This is a genomic window from Erwinia sp. B116 (assembly GCF_002865965.1).
GTDB lineage: Bacteria > Pseudomonadota > Gammaproteobacteria > Enterobacterales > Enterobacteriaceae > Erwinia.
In genome coordinates this window covers 1-1449 of the sequence record NZ_JRZZ01000095.1, presented here as the reverse complement: position 1 = coordinate 1449, position 1449 = coordinate 1, and the positions used below count along the sequence as shown (strand labels likewise).

Below are 1449 nucleotides of genomic sequence, written 5' to 3'. Positions count from 1 at the left end.
TGGGGGCTTGGCATCGCCCATCCATGGGCGCTGACAGTCCGCTTATCCGCATCACCCCCCGATTGCCTTTTTGCTGATGTGTTGCTGTCAGCAGCGATCTGCTTTACCGCATCACCCCCCGATTGCCTTTTTGCTGATGTGTTGCTGCCAGCAGCGATCTGCTTTACCACATCACCCTCAGATTGCCTTTATGCTGATGTGTTGCTGTCAGAAGCGATCTGCTTATCCGCATCACCATCAGATTGCCTTTATGCTGATGTGTTGCTGCCAGCAGAGATCTGCATTACCGCATCATCCCCCGACAGCTTTTAGGCTGATTTATCACTGTATTACCAATAGCAAATACCCCCCTGCATGCAGTAATACTCTCTGTTCACAAACAGGGTTCAAGGAAGAGTTATGGGTTGGGATACGCTGGCAGCGTTACAGTTTATTCGTTCACACGCGAGTAGCACTTCTCACAATCGATGTGCTGAATATACCCGGCGTGCTGTAGAAGCCGGAGGGGTAAGGCTGGAACATCACGCGGATGCTAAAGACTATGGCCGCTCTCTGAAGCAGGCAGGTTTCATCGAAATTCAGCCAGGCATGAACCTTATCGCGGGGGATGTCGTGGTCATTCAGCCTTATTCTGGGGGCAATCCCAGCGGTCATATGGCGATGTTTGACGGACAACGCTGGTATTCTGATTTTCTTCAGCGAACGATGTATCCAGGGCCGGGATACCGTCAGCATCAACCTCCTTACCAGATATACAGGATGAACTAATGGTGCGTGTTTCTTTGTTAATTATCTCATTGCTGACGTCCACCTGTTACGCGGCCAGTCAGACTGCTGCACAGCAGGTGCAGGCGTTTTATACGATGTATCTGAATGCGTGGGTAGCAGATGAGACGCCCGACCTGCATTCATCTGAGATGCAGCAGTATGTGGCAGAGCAGACGCTGGATCGGCTGGCAGAGCTGCAAAGCAACCCGAACGATAATAATCTGGCATCGGATTATTTCACTTATACACAGGATTACGATCCGAGCTGGGTTGCCGCGTTGAAGGTTGGTAAAGCCGCTTTATCGCCGCCCTTTACGACCGTTGATGTCTGGTTAGGGATCGAGGGTGGCAGGCATCGGCACCTGCGTACCTGGCTGCAACAGGAGCAAGGGAGCTGGAAGATTGTGCGGGTGAAGGATATTGATAACAACTATCAGCAGCAGTTGGGCGAATAACGTTGTTTTATAATCAACTTTGGCAAAAATTCGTGTGAAGCTCAGGTGTGAAAAATGCAGTCAGGGAAGTAGCTGTAAGGGCGGTGCTTATGGTTATGGACTTTGCTGCTGGGGCTGGGGCTGGGGCTGGGTTGAGTTGGGTACTTTTCTGGTGCTTTCGTGCTTCTGGTTAGGGGCGTTGCTGCTAAACCGGCGCCTGGCTTATCGGGGGATGATGCGGAACGCG

General features: G+C 51.6%; 3 protein-coding genes. All 3 read left to right on the top strand.

Annotation, left to right across the window (positions count from 1 at the left end; all coding sequences use genetic code 11):
• Window positions 1–312: hypothetical protein (locus NV64_RS24325; protein ID WP_233209088.1), on the top strand; the 312-nt coding region annotated here is incomplete at its 5' end.
• Window positions 313–399: 87 nt separating this feature from the next.
• A complete protein-coding gene (locus NV64_RS22670) occupies window positions 400–768 on the top strand; it encodes a hypothetical protein (protein WP_056235019.1) in 369 nt (122 codons plus the stop codon).
• Window positions 768–1223, top strand: a complete 456-nt coding sequence (locus NV64_RS22665) for a DUF3828 domain-containing protein (RefSeq protein WP_056235017.1) — start codon at window positions 768–770, stop codon at window positions 1221–1223. The genes NV64_RS22670 and NV64_RS22665 overlap by 1 nt, the downstream gene beginning before the upstream one ends.
• The last annotated feature ends 226 nt before the right edge of the window (window positions 1224–1449 follow it).

Bases quoted from the DNA above. Each gene is read 5' to 3' on its own strand.
- NV64_RS22670 (WP_056235019.1), top strand. From the start codon at position 400: ATGGGTTGGGATACGCTGGCAGCGTTACAGTTTATTCGTTCACACGCG.
- NV64_RS22665 (WP_056235017.1), top strand. From the start codon at position 768: ATGGTGCGTGTTTCTTTGTTAATTATCTCATTGCTGACGTCCACCTGT.